Raw genomic sequence first — 17,504 nt, forward strand, 5'->3', positions numbered from 1 at the left:
TTGCTCTGCCTGAACGAATTACGGTCGAACATCCGCCACCAGGCGGTCAATCAGGCTCAGATGCGCCGCTTCCACCCCGGCCAGATTGCCGTATTTCGGCTGGTGCCGATCATTTTCAAACGGATGGTGCCACCCCTGCGTAGTCTCGACAAATGCGCGGGCAAACGCGTCAGAAATCGACAAACAGCCCGCCAGTACCGTATCAACATAGGTTTGCATGATCGGCTGAGCCGGACACGGCGGCGCCGGGTTCTCACGAACATAGACCCAAATCGGATCATCGCTCAGTGTGGCATCCTGCTCGGTGCGGACTGCCCCCGGATCCAACGCCATACGGCGATAGCCCTTCTCTCGCCGATCAAACTCCGGCAGGAAGCCGTCATGCACCCGAACCAGCACGCCGTTACAGCATCCGTCACCCGGCTCGCACACCAACGGCGAAATGCTGTAACTGCCATCGACTTTGCCCCAACGTCGGTGTAACCCGTCAACAACCACCGGCACCGCTTCGCCGGTCTGTCCCGTCAACTGGCGCGAATGGCGGTTAATCAGGCTGCCATAACCGAAAATATACATACTGTATCCCCACACAAAGCCCTACATCGGCAAGCCAAAAAACTGCGAAAAGTCCTGCCACGCCTTACACAATACAGCCCAGTCACCCCGTTCAAACTGAACCGAAGTTCCCGGCCTGGCCTGAGCCAACCTTGGCATATCCATCCGGGCAATACAACCTAGCTTAGGGTATCCGCCTAGTGTCTGACGGTCATTCAGCAAAATGATCGGCTGTCCGTTCGGCGGGATCTGAATCGCGCCGTAAGCAATCGCCTCAGAGATAATGCCGTCGATATCTGCCTGAACCTCTGGCCCTTCCAGACGGCACCCCATGCGATCGGACTGCTGGCTGACCTGATAGTCACTACTGTAGAAGCGCTGCTTGACCTCGTCCGCAAAATACTCGCACTGGTAAGACTCCATCACCCGCAACCGGACCGGCACGGTATAATCCGGGATATAGCGCGGCACGACCTGTTTCGGCTTAAATGTGTAGCAATTGACTTCACCGCTTGCTACCGGCAACACATCCCCCTGAGCCAGGGGTCTCCCCGCCTGGATACCCCCCAGTTGGTTACGGGGCACCGCCGAAGCGCTTCCCAGCACTAGAGGCAGATCAATACCGCCTTTCACCGCGAGATAGGCTCTGAGGCCAGACCGGGCATATCCGAATTTCAGCACTTGTCCCTTGCGCAGGATAAAGCTTTGCCAGGATGCCAGTGGCTCACCATCCACAGTCACCGCCATATCGGCGCCTGTGATAGCACAGGCCAGGGTCGCCTGAGCCTGAAAACTGGCCTGCCCCAAAGTGACTTCCAGCTGCGGACAACCCATCGCATTCCCGACCAGGTAGTTAGCCCAGCAATACGCATGCAAATCAACCGGCCCCCCCTGGCTCAATCCGAGTTCAGCGGCCCCCAGCCGACCGGTATCCTGGACCAACGTCAGCATCCCCGGGTGCAGTACTTCTAGTGCGGCCACAATGTCCCTCCCAGCGCTAAAAACCGATCCCGGTCGATCGGTTCGAACTTGACCTTGTCACCCACAACGAACGGTGTCATCGGCTCACGGTTCGGCGAGAACAGTGGCTGTGGACAATTCCCGATAATCTGCCAGCCGCCAGGCGAGTCGGCCGGATAAACGGCCGTTTGGGCATTGGCAATCCCAACACTGCCGGCAGGCACCTTCAACCTGGGTTCAGCATGGCGAGGCATCGCGATCGCCGGGTCGACAGAGGCCAGAAAGGCGAATCCCGGCGCAAATCCGATCGCGCACACGGTGTAGGACGGCTGACTATGCAAGGTAACCACTTCCTCAACACTTTTACCACACGCCTGCGCCACCGCCGCTAAATCCGGCCCTGTGTCCGGATGATAATAAACCGGCAGCGTAATGAGCTTGCCGCTCTGGGATCCATGCTCCGACGCAGGCTGCGCCAACACCGACTGATATTGAAGCATGGCCTGCTCCAACGCCACATAGGAGGTCTTTCGCGGGTGGAACTGGATAAACAGGGAGGTGTAGGAAGGGATCACTTCAATCAGTGCATCCGGAAAATCAGTTTTCACGAACCGAGCCAGCCTGCCAACCTGCTCGGTCACCTGCGGATCAATACGATGGCCCAAATAAACGATCAATGCGGTTTCTGAAACTGGTGCTACCCGCATCATGGGTGGAGTACCTGGTGCAGCCGGGCAATCATGGCCACGGATTCATCATTATCGCCGTGAACGCAAACGGTATCAGCCTGCAATGCCAGCCTGTTCCCCGTAATGGTGGTCACTTCACCCACAGCCAGCTGACGGATTTGCTGTTCGATTCGGGCCGGATCACGATGAACAGCCCCCGGCTCACTGCGCGGTACCAGGTTGCCATCATCGCCATACGCCCGATCGGCAAAACCTTCAAACAACAGTCCCACTGCATAACGCCGGGCAAGCCGCTGGTAGCTGTCATTATCTGAACGGGCCTGGATCATCAGCTTCACCGGTTCAGCTGACCGCATCGATGCAAACCGGTTCAGTCCGGCAACCGCCCTGAGCATGGCTTCGAAGACAGCTTCATCGGCCATCATATCGTGATACAGCGCACCGTGCGGTTTGATATACCGAATATATCCCCCCTGCAGCCGGCAAATGGCTTCCAGCGCACCGGCCTGATACGCTACCAGCTGGGTGATTGATTCAGGCGAATGCGGAATACTGCGACGGCCAAAGCCAGGCTTGTCGTCATAACCGGGATGTGCCCCGATATCGACGCCGTGCTCCAGTGCCCAGCATACCGTCTTCGCCATCACATCCGGATCCGAGGCATGAAAACCACAGGCGATATTCGCCATATCAATCCACGACATCACAGCCTGGTCATTTCCCATTTGCCAAATGCCGTAACTCTCACCCATATCACAGTTCAGTTTCATTGCGATTCCCTGCAACCTTCTATTTCACTGATTAATTTAACTTTATACACAAATCCCAAGCGGATCAACGGCGGTATTTTGCCCGTGTTCGGGACTGACTAACTCGCTATAAACCAATCAGAAATAAGTAACAACCAATTATTGAACGCTTGCGTTTCACAATTGGTTTGCTTATATTTTGTGCATTCACACAGTAAGCAATCAATCTCATGACGACAGAGACCCGTATCAACCAAACCGGCCGTCCGGTGGATCATCAGAAAACCCAACAGATCTTCGCTGCGATTGACGAGATCCTCAGCACGGATGGTATCGCCCGCCTCTCCATTGAGCGGATTGCCAGCACAGCCAAAATCTCCAAGGTAACGCTGTACCGGCGCTTTAGCAGCCTGGAAGGGGTGATCAGGGCGTACGTTGAAAGCTTCACCCTAAACGCCGTCAAATCAGCGACGACCACAATCGAACCGCAGGATCAGGACAGCCTGGCGCAGGCACTCAACCGGCTTGGGATCCAGCTAATGACGCTGATCAGCCAGCCTCGGGTGATCGCCTTTGATAACGCCATTGCTGCTGCCGGATCGCAGCTTGCAGGGCTCAAAGATCAGCTGTTTCGCAACGGTCCGCAGCGCGCCGTGGCGGCGATCTGCCAGATACTGGAGCAAGGCAACGTTCATTCGCCGACGTTTGAGCCCATTCAACTGGCCGATATGCTGTTTCAACTGTGGAAAAGTGATTTCTATGATGAGCTCCGCTTTACCGGCACCATGCCGCTGACACCGAGCCAACTTGAACAGCACGTCGGGCTCAGAACCCAGTTTTTTCTCAATTTACTGAAGAATCAGGAAACGTTATGACAGAAGCGAAACCTCGCGTCCTGCTGGCCGGTGCGACCGGTTATCTCGGACGCCACCTTGCTACTCAGCTATGCAACCAGGACTATCCACTGCTGGCCCTGGCAAGAAATCCGAAAAAACTGCAAGCGATGGGCTTAACCGATCAGCAGATCCGTGTGGTCGAGGTTACAGATCCAGGCTCGCTGCGCGGCTGTTGCGATGGAATTGAGGTGGTTATTTCTTGTGTCGGGATCACCCGTCAGCGTGACGGTTTGGGATATATGGACGTGGACTACCAGGCCAACATGAACCTGTTAAAAGAAGCCGAACAAGCAGGTGTCAGAAGGTTTATTTATATCTCTGCCTTCAACGCCCCTGCTTTTCAAACGGTTCGGCTGCTACGAGCCAAAGAGCGTTTTGCCAGGCAACTGCTGAACTCAACCATTGCCAAACCTTGTGTGATTCGGCCCAACGGATTTTTTTCTGACATGACAGAGTTTTACAACATGGCAAAACGGGGACGCGTTTATCTTTTCGGTGCAGGTACACAACAGCTCAACCCAATCCATGGTGATGATCTGGCAAACTTTTGCATTGAAGCCATTCATACCCATGACCGGGAACTGGATGTCGGCGGACCAGAAATACTGACCCACCGTCAGGTCGCCGGCATTGCCTTTGAAGCCGCGCAACAACCGACCAAAATCACGTGTATCCCGGACTGGCTGCGTCAAGCCACGCTCCTCTTGTCCAGCTATATGCCGGAAAAGTATACAGGAACAGCGGAGTTTTTCCTCACAGCCACGGCACAGGACATGATCGCGCCAGCCTATGGCCAACACACGCTGGCGTCTTATTTTCACAAGCTGAACATCTCGGAGCACCAGCTGTGATTCAGCAATAACAGGATACGATAGCCGAAGGCCAAGCTGCCGCCGGCCAGAAACTTATGCTTACACAACGTCAGGGACAATGACATGAAGAACAACAAGAAAACACTCAAGGCCATGGGTTTACCCATTCTCGTTTCTCTTCTCCTTTCAGCCTGTGGCGGCGGTGGGGACGGGAGTACACCACGAACCCAGCCAGACCAACCAGACCAACCCAAAAGTACTCCGAGTGCTTTTAACCTGCAGGAAATTACCGCAGCAACGACGCAAAAAGGCAGTATCCACTTTGCCTGGCAAAACGCTGAACGGGCCGAGTATTACCAGCTGTGCATCACCGATACGACCGATGACAGCAGCTGCGCCGAGGTTGCACAAACGCATGGGACAGAACTCACCTTATCTGCCCGGGCAGTCAAGGCGATACAAGGCCATCCCTATTTCATTCGAGCCGTCAATGCATCGGGCGTGACGGACTCTAACCTGATGGCATTACCCGTATCTGAGCTGCTCAAAACCACCACGGTGTTTCAGCCCACCGCCATCCAGCAAAACGCCGTGTATGCGGAAAGCGTCAGTCTCAGTGCCGACGGTAATACCCTAGCAGTCGCAGCACCTTTTGAAGATAAAGGCACCGGTCAATTTTTTGATCAGCAGATGGGCGCTGTGTATGTGTATCAACGGGATGAAAAAGGCAACTGGCAAGAGCCGGTCCGCATTACCGCCAGTAATGGCGACGGCTTCGACTGGTTTGGTGTCAGTCTCAGCTTGTCTGATGACGGCAAAACGTTAGCTGTCGGCGCCAGCGGAGAAGCTTCAACAAAAGTTGATGATCCAAATTTAAACGCGACTGACGGTGTCGGTGCCGTCTATATCTTCGAACAATCTGAAGTTGGCACTTGGCAGGAAAAAGCCTACCTCAAGAGCGCCTCCAGCCTGGACACCTTTGACTTCTTCGGCCATCAGGTCAAGCTCAGTGGGAACGGCAAGGTTCTGGCCGTCACGGCCATCGGCCATGATGCTGCGACGGCAGACGCTCCGCTGGAGAATGATAATATCGGTAAAGATTCAGGCGGCCTGTATTTGTTCGAGCGCCAGCCGAACGGCAACTGGACTGAAAAGCAGTACTTGAAAGGCTCCTATATCGAAGCAGAAGAAGGTTACGGCTATAGTCTCGCCATCGACTATTCCGGCTCGCAAATCGCGGTCGGAATGCCCTACTTTGTCCATAACTACCGGTATGGCCATGTCTCGACTTACAGCCGCAATGCGCAGGGTATTTGGCAGTTATCGGCGTCGCTGCGCGGTGAAAGGGAGCCTGTGGCAGAATTTGGCGCAGAAGTCGACATGGACAGCGATGGCCGCACGCTGGTTATCTCAATGCCCGGATGGAGAAATACGAATTACGGTCAAGTCTATGTGTACCACCGGGATGATGAAGACCGCTGGCAATTTGCCACCAAAATTTCCAGCCCCGACCTGGATTCCTCCAACAGTTTCGGCCAGTTCGGCCTCAGCCTGAGCGGAGACGGGACGGTGTTAGCCGTCGGTGCAACGGCATCTCAAGCAAGCTTGCCGGCTCAGCCGGACGTCCCGTTCAAGAATGCAGGTGCTGTACATATCTTCCGGCAAGATGCGCAGCAACACTGGCATCTGGGCTTGACGTTGCAGGCCAATGAAGCGAAAGAAAATGCCTATTTTGGGCACACCGTAGATCTCAATACAGACGGCAGCGCGATTGCTGTGGGAGCGAGCGGTTATCCGTTCAGGAACCCGATGTACACCCCTGATCTGCCGAACCAGCTCAATACTGGTGCAGTGGTTTACTAATCACTTGCTGCCACTATTCGCCGGCAAGCAAGCTTTCATTTTCCCCGGGGTTAGCTCCGGGGATGGCTTCAGCAAGAAAGGCGTTTCGGTTCAAGTCATGCAAAAAGAAAAACGGCTTACAGGAAAACCTGTAAGCCGTTATGAATAATGGTGCCCCGGGCCGGACTTGAACCGGCACAACGCGAACGTCGAGGGATTTTAAATCCCTTGTGTCTACCAATTCCACCACCAGGGCTCGCTATTCTGTTTTTGATTTTTATTCAATCATTCGATACCGCAAACCGCCGTATCGATTAATTTGGAGCGACATACGAGGTTCGAACTCGTGACCTCAACCTTGGCAAGGTTGCGCTCTACCAGCTGAGCTAATGTCGCTTTTTATCTTCAAATGAAGATGGAGGCGCGTCCCGGAGTCGAACCGAGGTCCACGGATTTGCAATCCGCTGCATAGCCACTCTGCCAACGCGCCTTTATATTTTCAACCGCTTATCGGGGTGTCCCGTTGCGGTATGGGGTGCATTCTACGGATTGCCTCGACTGAGTCAACAAGAAAATTCAACTGATTAATCCAAGTGTTTGTTTTACAGCCAAAGCTAGCCGGAACGATTGTTTTTTGACTCAATCACTCAAACCAAACGATACTTCCTAGGTTTGAAGCGCTGTTAAAGGGAGGTTCACTTTTCAGGCGTCATGAAAAAGCTGAGTTATGCTCACCCCGGATTGCTAGCAAACACCTAAAATAACCCACTATCGCCAAGTTCAGCCTTCATCAAGGCGAAATACGCGACTTATTCAATTGATGCCAGAAAATACGCCGCGTAGTGCGGCGTACAATAGCAGATCTTTTGTCAGCCCTGTGTCCAGTCTACGGCCTCACGCACTAAGCGCCCAACCTCATCCCATTGCCCGTTTTCAATGAGTGTCGGGGCGACCATCCAGGTTCCGCCGCAACAGGCCACCCGATCAAGCGCCAGATAATCCCGGACATTGGTTTTGCTGATCCCGCCGGTTGGCATCAGCGATATATCCACATAAGGTGCGAGCAATGCTTTGACCATCGCCACCCCACCCGAAGCCTCCGCCGGGAAGAATTTGAGGAAAGTCAGCCCTAACGCCAAAGCCTGTTCAATCTGGCTGGGATTATTCACCCCAGGGATCACGGGGATACTCTGCGCCTGACAATAACGCACGGTGTCCGGATTCAGGCCCGGCGCCACGACAAATTCTGCTCCGGCCGCTTTAGCTCGATCCACTTGCTCTGCCGTCAGGACAGTCCCTGCGCCAATACACATTTCAGGGTACGCCTCACGCATTTGCTGAATCGCTTCCGCAGCGGCCTCGGTGCGAAACGTGACTTCCGCAACCGGCAGCCCATTGTCAACCAGGGTTTTCGCCAAGGGAACAGCCTGCTCAACGGCATTGATTTGAATCACAGGGATCACTTTAAAAGATGACAATTGCTCAATCAGGGCTTGAGACATGAACACGCTTCTCCTTATATAATGTCTTCCATCGCCTCCAGCGGAATAATGGCTCCCGGATGCTGAATCACGATGGCGGCCAGTTCATGGCCTAGCTCAGCCGCCATTGTAGCGCTTCCACCACTCAATCGGCCAGCAAGATATCCGGCAGCAAAGGCATCACCTGCCGCACTAGGATCCCTCATGGTTTCAAACACTTTCACCGCGACTTCGCTGATTACCGGACATCCCGAGCCTACCTCAGTGCAGACCAGGCACGGCCGGTGACCGCGAGTCACCACCACTTCGTCGCAGCCAAAAGCCGAATAGCGGTCAAGCACATCACAATCGCCCCAAATCAACTGCTCATCCGCTTCACTGACAATCACAAGATCAGCATAAGGCAATGCTTGCCGGTACCAATATTGTGCTTGCTTGGCCGTCCACAGCTGTGGCCGGAAATTGTTATCAAAGACCACCTGCCCACCATTGGCCTTCACTTGCTCCAGTAATGTCACCAATACGGCTTTGGCCTCTTCAGCCAGAATGGCCAGGCTGACACCGCTGACAAACAGGATATCCAGCTGTCGACTCTGAATCGCTGCTTCTAAAGGGCTGATGGCAGTAGCAAAGTAGAACTTGGCCGCACTGTCATTACGCCAGTAATGATAATGACGCGTCCCATTTGGTTCGGTTTCCACCAGATATAATCCTGGGAGTTTATGCTCCAGCCTACGAACCATTGCCGTGTCAATGTGCTCTTCCTGCCATGCTGAGAGCATATCGGCGCTGATATGATCAGTCCCCAAAGCCGTGGCGTAGCTGACAAACAGTTGACGCGAGCGGCCCAAGCGCGCCAGATACAGGGCGGTGTTAAATGTATCGCCACCAAAGGTTCGACGTAACGGCTGCCCGCTGAGCTCGACCATACACTCACCAAAAAATGCAATTTTCACACGGCTTCCCTATTCCAAAATCAGCTCTAAATAAAAGCGTAATCCATCATTCGTGGCGCGGTTTACCACAAAACCCTGCAATTTCATGAGTTTCAGCAATAAATTCCAAACATAAATCGAGAAGGGCTATCAAGTTCTGAACGGTGTTTTTATCTGTTTTCTAAGACAAGATGCGCAACTTTGAGAGGCGACTGCCGCCGCGACTCCCCTCTTCCTCGCCCTATAGCCGGGATTAAACGGCGCTCAGGAGATTACAGTCACGTCAAGAAACGGTATGATTCAGCCCCTAGAGATACAGATAAGACGTGCCACAGCGGAAAAATACTGCATAAAAACGAGCACGCAATTGATTTTAATTGGCCCTAAAGGAGAAAAGTATGGTTTTCATGGATTTCGTCAATGCGTTCCTGTTTAGCCTGGGCGTATTACTGACCGGCTTGGCGGGCGGTTTTCTGTTTAGCCTGGTCACTCTCAAAGCCCAAGACGTTGAGTGTTTGGTTGAAAAGAGAATTGAGTTAGGGATGTTCGCCGGCGCCTGTTCTGTATTTACCGGCCTGATCGTCTACACCTTGACTTGAGATATAGCGCAGCGCATGCAGACGAAGAGCGGGTGAACCATTCACCCGTCTTCAAGCAATGGATGCTCTCGGCATATTTCCGACTCGCTGCATGGCAACCCGGTAAAGTTCATCGGCCTTTTTGACCTCTTCAGCCGTTGGCCGGGTATCATTCTGCAACACCCAATGGCACGAGTAAATCACAGCTTCAACCTCTTTCGACGTTAGAAAAGATGGTGTGGCCAATGCTGTCAACTCAAGGATTAAAAAACACAACCGGTAATGAAACGGTACCATATGAAACGCTCGGTAGGCGTCTTCAATGGCTTCAATCGCCTGATTGTTTTTCCGCTTTTCAAACGCCTGCTCAACCAGTTTATTACCTCGGGTCAGCCGCTGGTTAATTTCTGCATGGCACGCTTCCAGCAATTTTACCTGGCTTTGGATCAGGGCATCATCATCACTTAAAGCACACAAATTTCGAGCCAGTTGCATGGTTTTCTCGTACTTGTCCGGCATTCCGCAGAAGCCATAAAGCCTGGCGATATTCAGCACTGTATAATAGTCCGTCAGTGGCTTATCCAACGAATTCACTTTATTAACAATGGTAAAACAGTTCTCGATATCTCCATGCAAACAGGCAAAAATCGCCACCCCCGCCAACGCGCTGATTTCACTCTCTAAGCGCTCTTCCTCTGACTCCCCAACGATACGCTGCTCATTGATATTATGGCGGGCTTCTTTCACCAGCTCAGTGTGTTCTGCAACATTCTCGGTATAAAGACTTGCCAGCATCAGTGACACCGATATATTTAAATCCACCCCATGGCTATAGCGACTGGTTCCCGCCACTTTCGAAATATAACGCTGATAACCAATCGCCGCTTTTTTATGCTGCTGAAGTGATGCATACAAATTTGCAATAATTAACTCACGTAACGGGTTGGCTGAGTTCACCTTGTGCAAAATATTAAACTGCTCCAGGGCTTCAGGGACACGGTCGGAAACCATCAGACAACCAGCCAGATGTTTTCGGGCTAAGGGTTGCTTGGGATATTTATCCAAAATTTCCTGAAATACGGCCTCAGCTTCTTTTAACTGCCCCAACTCTTTTAATGCCTGACCATAACCCACCCTCGGCCAAAGGTGGTCGGTATGCTGACAGGCTTCTTCATAAAACCTTTTCGCTTCCATATGTCTTTCTGAGCGTAATAAGCAATCACCATGTATTCGGTCAATATATCCGCCGTAGTCGGGATAACTTAGCTTATATCGTTTGCAAAGCCCGATCGCTGTCTGATACTCCTTATTATCGACGGCTAACAGAAGCGGATAGATGGCAGACTTCCTTTCAGCAACTCTTTCTATACGTTCAAAAAATGTAGATGCAGAAAAAGGCTTCACTAAGTAATCATCCGGCTCGAGCTCAATAAAATGGGAAACAACTTGCTGGGTATTGTCTCCGGTCACACAAATAAACACGCCATCGCTTGGTAATAGCTGGCGACGTTTGGCCTCGTCAAAAATCAGACCGCCGTCAATATTGTGACGCATATTGTAATCACATATCACGACATCATAACTATGTGACGCAAGCACGCGGATCGCCTTTTGACTATCCGTTGTACTATCAATATAGTCATTCGTAACACCATAGCTGTTCAGCATTGAACGCATCAAAGTAATCGCGGTATTACTGTCATCAATCAATAAAAACTTCTTCCCTTTAAGCACTGAAAGCCTCCCTAGCCAGCCATGCTGTTTATCATTATGAATCGATGACACCAGACTCAATGATAATACTCATAATAAAGACCTTATGAGGGTGATATTTAAGTATTTTCCTTACTCTTTTCTATAGCACCCTTTTCATTGTAGGAAAACAATACGCTTGGTGCATATAAAAAAATATTCTTTATTCACGGCTGATAAAGAATATTAGTCTATATTCAAAGATGGTATTTCTGGCGCGATTTAATATTATTTATATCATTAAATGTGGCCTGGACTCACCGTGGACGCTGACGATAAATTGAAAGATAAGCCAGGCTGCCAAACAGCAGCAGCAAGATACACGGCGCTCCCCATAACAGATAAGTGCCAGGCGATAGTTTCGGCTTATACCAAGCGAAATCACCAAAACGGCTGGTCATATATTGGATCACCTGTTGATCGGTCTGGCCCTGATCAACCATTTGATAGACCTTCAGCCGTAACTCCTTTGCCACCGGCGAATTTGACTCCAGCAGATTCTGGTTCTGGCATTGCGGACAGCGTAGCTGCTTGGCTAATGCCAGCGCTCTTTGTTGTGCAGCCGAAGTACGAAATGCGTACGTCTCCACGGATGCCACCAGCTCAGTCTCCGCCGCGATAAAAACTTCGGCGCTTTGCTGAGCCTGACTCATGACCGGCCATACCCAACAGGCCAATAGTATCAGGCAAATGGCACACTTCATCGGATATACACTTGGGTAAGACATACTTAACCTCCCTGTTCTCCCACACGTTCCTGCGACGCCCGCAGGCGTTTTATCCTGGGTTCAAACTGCTGCTGCCACACGGCTGAATTCAGTGCGCCGTGATGGCGATAGCGGATCATGCCGCGATGATCGACCAGATACGTCTCCGGGGTCCCGTAAACGCCCAGATCCAGTGCCAGGCTGCCCTGCTGGTCAAAAATCACTTGCTGATAAGGGTTACCCGACAGGGTTAACATGCGCACTGCACTGTCACGTTGATCCCGGTAATTCAGCCCAATAATCGGCAATGTTTGCTGTGCTGCGACATCCATTAAGAAGCCATGCTCCTGCCGACAAACACGACACCAGGAAGCCCAGACATTGAGGATATAAACTTGAGGCGGTAACGATGCCGGGGTTAGTTTTTCCGGCTGCAGCAGGCTAGAAAGCCGAAACGCGGGGAATGGCTGCTCGCGATCAGGCGCTTCAGGTACCTGAACCTGCATGGCCAGCAGCAGGGCTGCACCAAAACAACTGACCAGGAGCAGAGGTACTAATCGAGACAGTTTCATGGCCCCTCCACTCTCTCGCCCAATACTGACCGGAGGCGCCCGGTATTCCCCCCCGTAACATACCGCCCGGATTTAACCTGTGAAGCAATGAGGGTACGGGTAAAATGCCCCACCACCGCAATTGAACCGCCAATCATCATCAGAATCCCGCCAAACCACAACCAGCGCACATACGGCTTATACTGAATGCGCACCGCATAATCATGCCGGTCCAACTTTTCTGACAGCGTAATGTACAAATCGCCATGCCAGTATCCCTGAATACCAGGCTCGCTCATGGTCATGGTCCGCACCGTATAATGGCGCCGTTCGGGATACATCACAGTCAGGGGCTGACCGTCCCGTTCAACCGAGATACGGGCGCGTGCTGCAGTATAGTTCGGCCCAATCCGTAGTTCTGTGTTCTGGTAAGTAAACTGATACGCGCCCAGCCTGGCGACATCTCCCGGTCCCATTTTATGGCTGGTTTCAATACTGTAATGGCTGACTAATGTAGCGCCAATGACGGCTACCGAAACACCGAGATGCGCTAGCACCATCGCCCACGTCCGATCGACAGACCGCTTCACCGACTGCCGGTTTGCTTGCATGCAATGGGCTTCAATGGCCGTGAAGGCAATCCATAAGGCAAAGGTGAGCGCCAGCCACACGTTCAGGTTGATCCCCTGCTCAAACCAGACCGATAAAATCCCCCCCAAAACCACAGCAAGCGATAAGGGGGCCAGTCCCCGTATCATCAAGCTAAGTCCCGATTTCTGGTATATCAGCACGCCCAGGCCCATTAGGGCAAACAGTAGAAAGCTCAGCGGAACGAAGATCTGGTTAAAGTAAGGGGCGCCGACCGATATTTTGCCCCACCCCAGTGCCTGGAACACCAGGGGATAGAAGGTACCCAGCAGAATCGTCAACGTGATAACCGCCAGCAAGCTATTTCCCCCCATGAATAAAGCAGGCTGAGATAGGAATCCGAACCGGCGGGCAGACAATGGTGTTATATTTTTCACAGCAAACAACAGCAGGGCCACCAACAAGATAGCCCCGAGCAGTCCCAGCAGAGCCAGGCCACGCGTCGGGTCGACGGCAAAAGCGTGGACCGAGGTCAGTACTCCTGAGCGAACAATAAAGGTACCGAGCAAACTCAGGGAAAACGTAAAGATAGCCAGCAGCAGGGACCAGTTGGTGAGCGCCTGCCGGCGCTCTGTGATGATCAGAGAGTGCATTAACGCCGTACCCGTCAGCCAGGGCATGAATGACGCGTTTTCGACCGGGTCCCAGAACCACCAGCCGCCCCACCCCAGCTCGTAATAGGCCCACCATGATCCCAGCACAATCCCACCGGTCAGAAACGCCCAGGCAGCGGCAGTCCAAGGCCTGGCCCATCCGGCCCAGGGAGCCGTGCCAGGCTTGGTCAGCAAGGCTGCAATCGCATATGCAAAACTAACAGCAAAGCCGACATAACCGAGATACAGCATCGGCGGATGAAAAATCAACCCGACATCCTGCAGCATCGGATTCAGATCCCGTCCTTCCAGTGGAACACTCTCCAGGCGCAGGAACGGATTCGACAGCACCAATAAGTAAACGCTGAACAACGCCACCAATTGGGCCAGGATCACCAGAACTTTGGCGCTGAACACTTCATCTCGCCCCCGACTGCACCGCGCAACCACCGCAGCCCAGCCAGCCAATGCCAGCACCCAGAACAGGAACGAGCCTTCATGCCCACCCCAAACTGCGGCAACTTTAAAATACCAGGGCAACTGGCTGTTTGAGTGTTGGGCAATATAAGCGACCGAGAAGTCATCGAGCGCAAAGCTCACAGCCAGCAGAACGATGGCCAGCAGCGTAAACCCGAAAGCCCCGTAGCTCAACGGCCAGGCCAGCCCGATGAGCTGGGTCTCTCTTTTGACAATTCCCCACCAGGGCACCACGCCGCCCAGCAAAGCAAAGCTAAAGCCCAGCAATAGCGCGTAATGTCCGATCTCCGGCAACATATCTGTTCCTTTCTGTGTTGTCTGTCGTTATCTTGCTGTACCCAGAGTTGTTCGGCATTGCCATTGATCAAGACTCATCGTAATGAGCGCCAGTTTTCTTGGTACTTGAGTTGAAATAGACCCCATCGCCACACGGAGCGGATGGCGATGGGGTCAGGAGGGGCCGAGATCAAGCCCGAACTAGATCGTGGTCATTTGACCGGCATAGAGGATAAAGGTCCTTAGCATCAGTACCCCAATCAGGCTCAGCGAAGTCACCAGCATGATAAATGCCTTATTGTGACGAACCGCCTCCGATGATACTGCATTCAGGCTGAGCGGGAGCAACATCCCGGCACCAATCACCCCGTACCAAAACCAGGAGGCCCAGAATCCACCGCCAATGGCCGCCATTGCAGCAACCTGGCTCTGACCACCGTCAAAATAGAGGCCGATAAAGAAGGCGAACAAAACAAACAGTTCAAACAGCACCACCGGTCGCTCGATCCGGTGAACCCATCGCACACTGGCGCTATGGGCAGACTCTTTAAAGACGAGAACGCCAAACAACAAGCATGCTGCGGCCCCGGACGACAAGCTGGAGAACAAAAACAGCAGCGGCAGTACCGGGTTGTTCAGCAACGGAAACGTCTGTAAGGCCGAGAGCAGAAAACCTGTGTAGGCTGCCAGCAGCAACGCCAACAATCCCAGTAAGCGATCCAGCCCCACTTCATACCCTTCCAGCCATCGCAACAGCTTGTCGACCACCGGCAGCCTGCTGCCGAGCAGCCGCACCAGCTCGGTCCGGAACATCACCGCAATCCAGGCGAACAACACCGCCATGTAGATCTGAAATAACATGACCCCCATCGACATCACCGAGGTCGGATTGTAAAAGATCATGATCTTCCAAAAAGACAACGGCTTGGTGAGGTGGAAAATCAGGATCAGCAAGCCGGCGATAATTCCGAGCGGTGCCAATACAGCGGTTGCCCGGATGATCCCATTCATACTGGGATGCCCCTGGATCACATTACGTTTGAGATAGATGGCGATCATCACCGCCCCGGCCGACATACCTGCCAGGAACAGGTAGACCGCGATAATCCAGTCCCAAACGAGCGCATCAAAATAAAAGGCATCAGTGAAAGTAGTCATCCTTTTATCTCCCCTTTGTCATGTGGCACCTTGTACAACTTCGGCTGAGTACCCAGTTCAACCTTGGCCCGATACACCGTCTTTTGCTCCAGCAGCCTGGAGATCTCACTGTCGGGATCATTTAAATCACCAAAGGTCAGCGCCTTGGTCGGGCACGACTCAACACATGCAGGTTGCTTTCCGGCTTTCAAATTGGTCTTCCGGCAAAAATCACACTTGTCTGCTGATTTTGTCTCCGGATTAAAAAAGCGCACCTGGTAGGGGCAGGCGGCCAGACAGTAACCGCAGCCGACACATTTAAAGTTATCGACATCAACGATCCCCGTTTCCGGGTCTTTAAACGCGGCACCGGTCGGACACACATAAACACAAGGCGCGTTATCGCAATGCTGACAGGAAATCCGGGTAAATTGGTAGTCTGCCTCGGGATATTCTCCCTGCGGCCCGCTTCTGACGATTTGCAGGCGGGATACTCCCTCAGGAACCTGGTTAACTTCGCGACAGGCATCAGTACACGCAGTGCACCCGATACACAAAGTTTCATCATGGACCATACCATAGCGTTTCGGTCCGACTTCCATGGTAGCCGCCAGTGACTGACGGCCAAGCAGGCTGCTACTGCTGACGCCGGTAGTAAATATCACCGCGCCGGCACCGGCCAGGAAATTTCTTCTCGAACATGTCATACCATCACCTCCTGTTGGTTTTTTGTTGATCTGAGTGACAGTCGACACACAACTTAATCTTCGACTTCCTGGATATCCCCGCCATCGGGTCCGCCACAGGATGAACCGTGTGGCAGGAAGCACAAGACAGCGTGGTTGCATGAACATCATGCGTCCAGCTTGCCTCGCGCATCACCTGCGGGGTGTGGCACTCAACACAAGTCTGGTTCTGTGCCATCACCCATTGCGGATCCGCGGCAGGCTTCTCAGCCCCGGCGACCGTCTGTGCCGGGGCAAACTTCATCACCTCCGGTGCCCCGTCCCGGTGATGTTGCCCCACCTTTCCGTGGCAATCCGTGCAGGTAACAGCCCGATTGGTGCTGGCATGGATCACATCCCCATGCGCTCCCTGTAGCCGGTCTTGCTCATCTTTATGACATTGAGTACAAGCGTAATCACGATCCCTGATAAATTGAACGACATGCTGCGTCGCTTCCTGCCCGGCACTAGAGCCTGCTGTCGTGGCTCCGTCCGGCTCAGCATTGGCAGCAACATTGACTGAGAAACCAAGAATACAAATGACAACCCACAAGGTCATCATTGTATTGATGGCCACTTTGCTATTGCCCATTGCGCACCTACTTATATTTGTAAGAATGACTTTCGCAAAACCCGGTCATGGTTTACCGAGTTTTTGCGCTCCATTAGTTGCAACCTGCTGCTTTCATCACGTAAAGCATCCTGAAGTTGCAAATTAACCCCATTCTTAATTCCCCGATTGATCAGCCACAACGCTAAGCACCTACATTTAATAATGTTTTATTCAGGGAAACATTGAACCCGGTAACAAATAGCCAGGAAGTGGTATATGAAATGAACATTTGATGATTGAGATCAAAACCAGAATTGCAGTAAATGGTTGATTTAGAAGAATTTAAATGAAAACTTGCACACTTGTTCACCCACAAAGTAAATACCCCTTTAGGGTTAAGATAGGTATTTCAGTAACCTCATCCCGAATTTAAACATCCCTATTTGATCCAAAACAACAAAGTGTCGGGTTTCATCCCCTCCAAGCAAAGTTCTGATACTGTATACGGGCACCCAATTTTAATTCCTGAATGAGCCGCCTTCACAACGCTTGGCTTGATTGATGAATAATTAAAACTGGAGTGACATA

The 17,504-nt window shown here is 52.4% G+C and carries 17 protein-coding genes and 3 tRNA genes; 4 read left to right on the top strand and 16 right to left on the bottom strand.

Annotated elements, in window-relative coordinates:
* Positions 1-18 precede the first annotated feature (18 nt).
* From NNL38_RS09965 to NNL38_RS09980, 4 genes are read right to left on the bottom strand one after another with little or no spacing between them, the layout of a single operon-like run.
* Positions 19-576, bottom strand: a complete 558-nt coding sequence (locus tag NNL38_RS09965) for a gamma-glutamylcyclotransferase family protein (RefSeq protein WP_255387895.1) — start codon at positions 574-576, stop codon at positions 19-21.
* Between the two features lie 21 nt (positions 577-597).
* Positions 598-1,536 carry a 5-oxoprolinase subunit C family protein gene (locus tag NNL38_RS09970; RefSeq protein WP_255387896.1) on the bottom strand — a complete coding sequence of 313 codons (939 nt, stop codon included), beginning with the start codon at positions 1,534-1,536 and terminating at the stop codon, positions 598-600.
* Entirely contained in the window at positions 1,524-2,225 is a 702-nt protein-coding gene (gene pxpB, locus NNL38_RS09975; RefSeq protein ID WP_255387897.1) for a 5-oxoprolinase subunit PxpB, read from the bottom strand. Before pxpB ends, NNL38_RS09970 begins: the two co-directional genes overlap by 13 nt.
* The gene (locus NNL38_RS09980; RefSeq protein WP_255387898.1) at positions 2,222-2,974 is read right to left on the bottom strand and encodes a 5-oxoprolinase subunit PxpA; all 753 of its coding nucleotides are present in this window, start codon (positions 2,972-2,974) and stop codon (positions 2,222-2,224) included. The genes pxpB and NNL38_RS09980 overlap by 4 nt, the downstream gene beginning before the upstream one ends.
* Positions 2,975-3,183: 209 nt before the next feature.
* Here NNL38_RS09980 and NNL38_RS09985 point away from each other — a divergent pair, with 209 nt between their 5' ends.
* The 3 genes from NNL38_RS09985 to NNL38_RS09995 all read left to right on the top strand — a co-directional run bounded on the left by NNL38_RS09985 (position 3,184) and on the right by NNL38_RS09995 (position 6,524).
* On the top strand, positions 3,184-3,828 hold the full coding sequence (locus NNL38_RS09985; protein ID WP_255387899.1) for a TetR/AcrR family transcriptional regulator: 645 nt from the start codon (positions 3,184-3,186) through the stop codon (positions 3,826-3,828).
* A complete protein-coding gene (locus tag NNL38_RS09990; RefSeq protein WP_255387900.1) occupies positions 3,825-4,700 on the top strand; it encodes an SDR family oxidoreductase in 876 nt (291 codons plus the stop codon). Before NNL38_RS09985 ends, NNL38_RS09990 begins: the two co-directional genes overlap by 4 nt.
* An 84-nt stretch (positions 4,701-4,784) precedes the next feature.
* Positions 4,785-6,524, top strand: a complete 1,740-nt coding sequence (locus NNL38_RS09995; RefSeq protein ID WP_255387901.1) for an FG-GAP repeat protein — start codon at positions 4,785-4,787, stop codon at positions 6,522-6,524.
* A gap of 148 nt (positions 6,525-6,672) precedes the next feature.
* Here NNL38_RS09995 and NNL38_RS10000 read toward each other — a convergent pair.
* From NNL38_RS10000 to NNL38_RS10020, 5 genes are all read right to left on the bottom strand, one after another.
* Positions 6,673-6,759 (bottom strand) — tRNA-Leu (locus NNL38_RS10000).
* Between the two features lie 64 nt (positions 6,760-6,823).
* Positions 6,824-6,899, bottom strand: a tRNA-Gly gene (locus tag NNL38_RS10005).
* A gap of 20 nt (positions 6,900-6,919) precedes the next feature.
* Positions 6,920-6,993 (bottom strand) — tRNA-Cys (locus NNL38_RS10010).
* A 379-nt stretch (positions 6,994-7,372) separates the two neighbouring features.
* Positions 7,373-8,005 carry a bifunctional 4-hydroxy-2-oxoglutarate aldolase/2-dehydro-3-deoxy-phosphogluconate aldolase gene (locus NNL38_RS10015; protein ID WP_255387902.1) on the bottom strand — a complete coding sequence of 211 codons (633 nt, stop codon included), beginning with the start codon at positions 8,003-8,005 and terminating at the stop codon, positions 7,373-7,375.
* Positions 8,006-8,019: 14 nt separating this feature from the next.
* A complete protein-coding gene (locus NNL38_RS10020) occupies positions 8,020-8,940 on the bottom strand; it encodes a sugar kinase (RefSeq protein WP_255387903.1) in 921 nt (306 codons plus the stop codon).
* A 377-nt stretch (positions 8,941-9,317) separates the two neighbouring features.
* Between NNL38_RS10020 and NNL38_RS10025 the strand changes: the two genes are divergently transcribed.
* Entirely contained in the window at positions 9,318-9,518 is a 201-nt protein-coding gene (locus tag NNL38_RS10025; RefSeq protein ID WP_255387904.1) for a hypothetical protein, read from the top strand.
* A 51-nt stretch (positions 9,519-9,569) separates the two neighbouring features.
* On the opposite strand, the gene NNL38_RS10030 is transcribed toward NNL38_RS10025, so the two are convergent.
* The 7 genes from NNL38_RS10030 to nrfB all read right to left on the bottom strand — a co-directional run bounded on the left by NNL38_RS10030 (position 9,570) and on the right by nrfB (position 16,955).
* On the bottom strand, positions 9,570-11,231 hold the full coding sequence (locus NNL38_RS10030; protein ID WP_255387905.1) for a tetratricopeptide repeat-containing response regulator: 1,662 nt from the start codon (positions 11,229-11,231) through the stop codon (positions 9,570-9,572).
* A gap of 275 nt (positions 11,232-11,506) precedes the next feature.
* The gene (locus NNL38_RS10035) at positions 11,507-11,977 is read right to left on the bottom strand and encodes a cytochrome c-type biogenesis protein CcmH (RefSeq protein ID WP_255387906.1); all 471 of its coding nucleotides are present in this window, start codon (positions 11,975-11,977) and stop codon (positions 11,507-11,509) included.
* A 2-nt stretch (positions 11,978-11,979) separates the two neighbouring features.
* A complete protein-coding gene (locus NNL38_RS10040; protein WP_255387907.1) occupies positions 11,980-12,528 on the bottom strand; it encodes a DsbE family thiol:disulfide interchange protein in 549 nt (182 codons plus the stop codon).
* On the bottom strand, positions 12,525-14,522 hold the full coding sequence (locus tag NNL38_RS10045) for a heme lyase CcmF/NrfE family subunit (protein WP_255387908.1): 1,998 nt from the start codon (positions 14,520-14,522) through the stop codon (positions 12,525-12,527). The genes NNL38_RS10040 and NNL38_RS10045 overlap by 4 nt, the downstream gene beginning before the upstream one ends.
* Before the next feature lie 180 nt (positions 14,523-14,702).
* Positions 14,703-15,659 (bottom strand): cytochrome c nitrite reductase subunit NrfD, encoded by a 957-nt coding sequence (nrfD, locus tag NNL38_RS10050; RefSeq protein ID WP_255387909.1) that lies wholly within the window; start codon positions 15,657-15,659, stop codon positions 14,703-14,705.
* The gene (gene nrfC / locus NNL38_RS10055; RefSeq protein WP_255387910.1) at positions 15,656-16,345 is read right to left on the bottom strand and encodes a cytochrome c nitrite reductase Fe-S protein; all 690 of its coding nucleotides are present in this window, start codon (positions 16,343-16,345) and stop codon (positions 15,656-15,658) included. The genes nrfD and nrfC overlap by 4 nt, the downstream gene beginning before the upstream one ends.
* A gap of 4 nt (positions 16,346-16,349) precedes the next feature.
* Positions 16,350-16,955: a cytochrome c nitrite reductase pentaheme subunit gene (gene nrfB, locus NNL38_RS10060; RefSeq protein WP_255387911.1), complete on the bottom strand. Its 606-nt coding sequence runs from the start codon at positions 16,953-16,955 to the stop codon at positions 16,350-16,352.
* Between the last annotated feature and the right edge of the window lie 549 nt (positions 16,956-17,504).

It is taken from the genome of Photobacterium atrarenae, assembly GCF_024380015.1.
Classification (GTDB): domain Bacteria; phylum Pseudomonadota; class Gammaproteobacteria; order Enterobacterales; family Vibrionaceae; genus Photobacterium; species Photobacterium atrarenae.

Bases quoted from the DNA above. Each gene is read 5' to 3' on its own strand.
- NNL38_RS10035 (WP_255387906.1), bottom strand. From the start codon at position 11,977: ATGTCTTACCCAAGTGTATATCCGATGAAGTGTGCCATTTGCCTGATA.
- NNL38_RS10045 (WP_255387908.1), bottom strand. From the start codon at position 14,522: ATGTTGCCGGAGATCGGACATTACGCGCTATTGCTGGGCTTTAGCTTT.
- pxpB (WP_255387897.1), bottom strand. From the start codon at position 2,225: ATGATGCGGGTAGCACCAGTTTCAGAAACCGCATTGATCGTTTATTTG.
- NNL38_RS09990 (WP_255387900.1), top strand. From the start codon at position 3,825: ATGACAGAAGCGAAACCTCGCGTCCTGCTGGCCGGTGCGACCGGTTAT.
- NNL38_RS10015 (WP_255387902.1), bottom strand. From the start codon at position 8,005: ATGTCTCAAGCCCTGATTGAGCAATTGTCATCTTTTAAAGTGATCCCT.
- nrfB (WP_255387911.1), bottom strand. From the start codon at position 16,955: ATGGGCAATAGCAAAGTGGCCATCAATACAATGATGACCTTGTGGGTT.
- NNL38_RS09980 (WP_255387898.1), bottom strand. From the start codon at position 2,974: ATGAAACTGAACTGTGATATGGGTGAGAGTTACGGCATTTGGCAAATG.
- NNL38_RS09965 (WP_255387895.1), bottom strand. From the start codon at position 576: ATGTATATTTTCGGTTATGGCAGCCTGATTAACCGCCATTCGCGCCAG.
- NNL38_RS09995 (WP_255387901.1), top strand. From the start codon at position 4,785: ATGAAGAACAACAAGAAAACACTCAAGGCCATGGGTTTACCCATTCTC.
- NNL38_RS09985 (WP_255387899.1), top strand. From the start codon at position 3,184: ATGACGACAGAGACCCGTATCAACCAAACCGGCCGTCCGGTGGATCAT.
- nrfD (WP_255387909.1), bottom strand. From the start codon at position 15,659: ATGACTACTTTCACTGATGCCTTTTATTTTGATGCGCTCGTTTGGGAC.
- NNL38_RS10025 (WP_255387904.1), top strand. From the start codon at position 9,318: ATGGTTTTCATGGATTTCGTCAATGCGTTCCTGTTTAGCCTGGGCGTA.
- nrfC (WP_255387910.1), bottom strand. From the start codon at position 16,345: ATGACATGTTCGAGAAGAAATTTCCTGGCCGGTGCCGGCGCGGTGATA.
- NNL38_RS10040 (WP_255387907.1), bottom strand. From the start codon at position 12,528: ATGAAACTGTCTCGATTAGTACCTCTGCTCCTGGTCAGTTGTTTTGGT.